Origin of the sequence: Ditibartonella apis, assembly GCF_001952075.1 — a bacterium.
Classification (GTDB): domain Bacteria; phylum Pseudomonadota; class Alphaproteobacteria; order Rhizobiales; family Rhizobiaceae; genus Bartonella; species Bartonella apis.
In genome coordinates, this window is record NZ_LXYU01000007.1 from 1 (window position 1) to 3,999 (window position 3,999).

The following is a 3,999-nucleotide window of genomic DNA, read 5'->3' on the forward strand; positions in this document are numbered from 1 at the left end:
GCATTGAGGCACAACAGCCGATTACAATTGATGACATAAAAGCCTTGCCGGAGGGGTCGTTAAACAAGCGCTATTCCGCTGAAATCACGCTATTGTTTTTTGCTTTGGAAGTCTTCAACGCTCAAGCCATTGATGTTTTATTGGAAGCAGGAGCTGATCCCTATATGATTGATAGTCCTTCTTCTGGCTCTACTCGCGATTTCACCTTCTATTTTCAGATGTACAATCCTGAGGCCAAAACAGGTTTTACCCCTGCCTTTGTTAATACCATTTTAGCTAGTTACCTCAAACATGGTGGTGATCCTAATCACCATACAAATTTCTACATTCTTTCAAGATTGGCAATGTCGAAAAATTATACCGGCGTGAAAATGGTTGCCAAAGCAGGTGGGGATGTTTTTGAACCTCATGATGACATCTATTTCTCGGCTGCGAGTATATTGGCAGGGAATGATTATCCTGAAGGGCAGAAGTGTTTGAGTGATTTGATTGATGAAGGCTATCTTGATCAAAGACCGGTCGCTGATATTGAAACAATGCTTATATCATTGCGCCCAAATGGTAGTGGTGATTTGTCTGTGCGACGTAACCGATATGCCAAGCTGAATGCCGAAAAATTATTGGTTCGCTATCCGGAAATTACTGACAATGATTCAACGAAAAGGATTTTTGGTGGTCCCATTCCTTGGAAAGACCTTCAAGCAGGTCATTTTACTGATCCTGAAACCGGTAAGAGGATAGGAGAATGAAATGGGCAAACGATGGTTCAATATACCGTTTCTATGCTTGATGTTTGTTACATGTTTCATGATTTCTGCACCGTCATATGCTGAAAAAAGCATGATATCCCCGGTTAAAGAGGCTGATAAATATTTTAAAAAGGAAGGCCCACAGCTTTATAGTTTGGCACAACGCATTGAGGCACAACAGCCGATTACAATTGATGACATAAAAGCCTTGCCAGAGGGGGCGTTAAACAAGCGCTATTCCGCTGAAATCACCTTGCTATTTTTTGCTTTGGAAGTCTTCAACGCTCAAGCCATTGATGTTTTATTGGAAGCAGGAGCTGATCCCTATATGATTGATAGTCCTTCTTCTGGCTCTACTCGCGATTTCACCTTCTATTTTCAGATGTACAATCCTGAGGCCAAAACAGGTTTTACCCCTGCCTTTGTTAATACCATTTTAGCTAGTTACCTCAAACATGGTGGTGATCCTAATCACCATACAAATTTCTACATTCTTTCAAGATTGGCAATGTCGAAAAATTATACCGGCGTGAAAATGGTTGCCAAAGCAGGTGGGGATGTTTTCGAACCTCATGATGAAATAGGATATTCTGCGGCAGTTGTTTTGGCGGCAAATGATTATCCCGAAGGGCAAAAGTGTTTGAGTGATTTGATTGATGAAGGCTATCTTGATCAAAGACCGGTCGCTTATATTGAAAGAATGCTTATATCATTGCGCCCAAATGGTAGTGGTGATTTGTCTGTGCGACGTAACCGATATGCCAAGCTGAATGCCGAAAAATTATTGGTTCGCTATCCGGAAATCACTGACAATGATTCAACGAAAAGAATTTTTGGTGGTCCCATTCCATGGAAAGACCTTCAAGCAGGTCATTTTACTGATCCTGAAACCGGTAAGAGGATAGGAGAATGAAATGGGCAAACGATGGTTCAATATACCGTTTCTATGCTTGATGTTTGTTACATGTTTCATGATTTCTGCACCGTCATATGCTGAAAAAAGCATGATATCCCCGGTTAAAGAGGCTGATAAATATTTTAAAAAGGAAGGCCCACAGCTTTATAGTTTGGCACAACGCATTGAGGCACAACAGCCAATTACAATTGATGACATAAAAGCCTTGCCGGAGGGGGCGTTAAACAAGCGCTATTCCGCTGAAATCACCTTGCTATTTTTTGCTTTGGAAGTCTTCAACGCTCAAGCGATTGATGTTTTATTGGAAGCAGGAGCTGATCCCTATATGATTGATACTCCCTCCTCCGGTTCTGGGCGTGATTTTACTTTTTATTTTGCGATGTACAATCCTGAGGACAAAACAGGTTTTACCCCTGCCTTTGTTAATGCCATTTTGGCTAGTTACCTCAAACATGGTGGTGATCCAAACAACCGGAATAATATACCTTTTTTATCCAGAATAGCGATGTCGAAAAATTATACCGGCGTGAAAATGGTTGCCAAAGCAGGTGGGGATGTTTTTCAACCTCATGATGAAATAGGATATTCTGCGGCAGTTGTTTTGGCACGAAATGATTATCCCGAAGGGCAAAAGTGTTTGAGTGATTTGATTGATGAAGGCTATCTTGATCAAAGACCGGTCGCTTATATTGAAAGAATGCTTATATCATTGCGCCCAAATGGTAGTGGTGATTTGTCTGTGCGACGTAACCGATATGCCAAGTTGAATGCCGAAAAATTATTGGTTCGCTATCCAGAAATTACTGACAATGATTCAACGGAAAGAATTTTTGGTGGTCCCATTCCTTGGAAAGACCTTCAAGCAGGTCATTTTACTGATCCTGAAACTGGTAAACGAAGTGGGAAATGACTAACATGAAACGGACTATATTATCATTTTTATGTGCAATCGTATTAATTTTCGCTCTATTTTTTTATTGTTTTAGCGTGATATTCTCTTTCTATGTACATCACAAAACAACGAAGATATTTGGCAAAGATGTCGTTTACTTTACAGATAAATCAGGTGCATTTTCGACGTCAGGTTATCCGGCTCCTCGGATATGGTGTACAAAAAACATAAAAGATATTCCATTTCTCTCAATTCTCACACGCGCAGCTCTAATTTATACAGATCTGGATTGGAATCGAGCAAATAATACAACTAATCCGATCCATTTCGGTATTGTTGACAAAAATAATGAAGCATATTTCTGGAGCTTTAGAAAGATGGATTATGTTAATATAGTGAAATCGAATTCTTTTGATGGAAATTTTACGTTCGTAGAGCTTAATTCTTACGCAGAAAAATGTGCGAAAGAGATAAGATAGTTATCCGAGAAGAAGTTATCATGCCATCGCTATTTGTTAATTAACACATTTTCTAGCGGTGTATGATATTATGGGTAAAAGCTATACCAATAAGGAATTTCTTAATTTAACTTATAATCTTATTTGGATGAATTTAACTTATAATCTTATTTGGATGACGGCCAATGAAATGGAGCCGTTTGATACGAGATTACGTGTGCCTATCAACCATGTGCAATAAATCCCCGACTGTTTTAAAACATATTAGACTAAATTTTGTCATATTATACATATAACTGAACTTACGGGCTACCAAATACATATCAAGAAGATAAAGAATATATTGAACGCGTTGAAGGTTTAATTCGGGCAAGTGAGGATATAGATCGTATTTTGCTCTGGCCGAAGGCCATAGGTTATAATAATAAGACGGGCGCGAAACGATATTGGTCTTCTTATTGCGATTTCAGTGTTTTTGCTTTTACCAAAGTAGTTCTCAGAAAAAGAATTGCTTTACACGGATTTTGTCAGTTTCATGCAGAATCCTGACCTTAATATGCCAGAAGCTGTTATTCGGGAAGACATTATTCCGATTGATGACGCTATGAATATTGACAATATACCCGACTTTGAAGTCTACGCTGCGTTAGCCAAGTAAAACCTGAACTAATGTGGTTTAATTAAGCGGTATCAAAAGTTTTACATTTAAGCAGCACGAGGAGCAGCATTTATGGGTTACCTCCGCGTGAAGGCAGCCGGGATATTGGTGATCTCGAATGATCCTGACTATTGCCGCGCCCCCAAGGATATCGTTCCCGATAATATTTAAGCTTATCAATCAAATAATGCCTAACAGAGAATTCTGTTCGCGTGATTTGACGACTAAGAAAAAATGTATTCATTTGTGAATAAACTGTGTGTTTTATTTAATATATGATGGAAATATCTGGATTTTTGAAAAACATTTAATCTTAATGCGAATAA

At 38.9% G+C, this 3,999-nt stretch carries 4 protein-coding genes; all 4 read left to right on the plus strand.

What is annotated here, in order from left to right:
* The coding region (locus tag PEB0122_RS11770; RefSeq protein ID WP_158025437.1) for a hypothetical protein at positions 1–749 on the plus strand (749 nt) is incomplete at its 5' end.
* A gap of 91 nt (positions 750–840) precedes the next feature.
* Entirely contained in the window at positions 841–1,662 is an 822-nt protein-coding gene (locus PEB0122_RS11495) for a hypothetical protein (protein WP_143238855.1), read from the plus strand.
* Between the two features lie 58 nt (positions 1,663–1,720).
* Entirely contained in the window at positions 1,721–2,575 is an 855-nt protein-coding gene (locus PEB0122_RS11500) for a hypothetical protein (RefSeq protein WP_075917260.1), read from the plus strand.
* 975 nt (positions 2,576–3,550) lie between these two features.
* The gene (locus tag PEB0122_RS11950; protein WP_263969910.1) at positions 3,551–3,673 is read left to right on the plus strand and encodes a hypothetical protein; all 123 of its coding nucleotides are present in this window, start codon (positions 3,551–3,553) and stop codon (positions 3,671–3,673) included.
* The last annotated feature ends 326 nt before the right edge of the window (positions 3,674–3,999 follow it).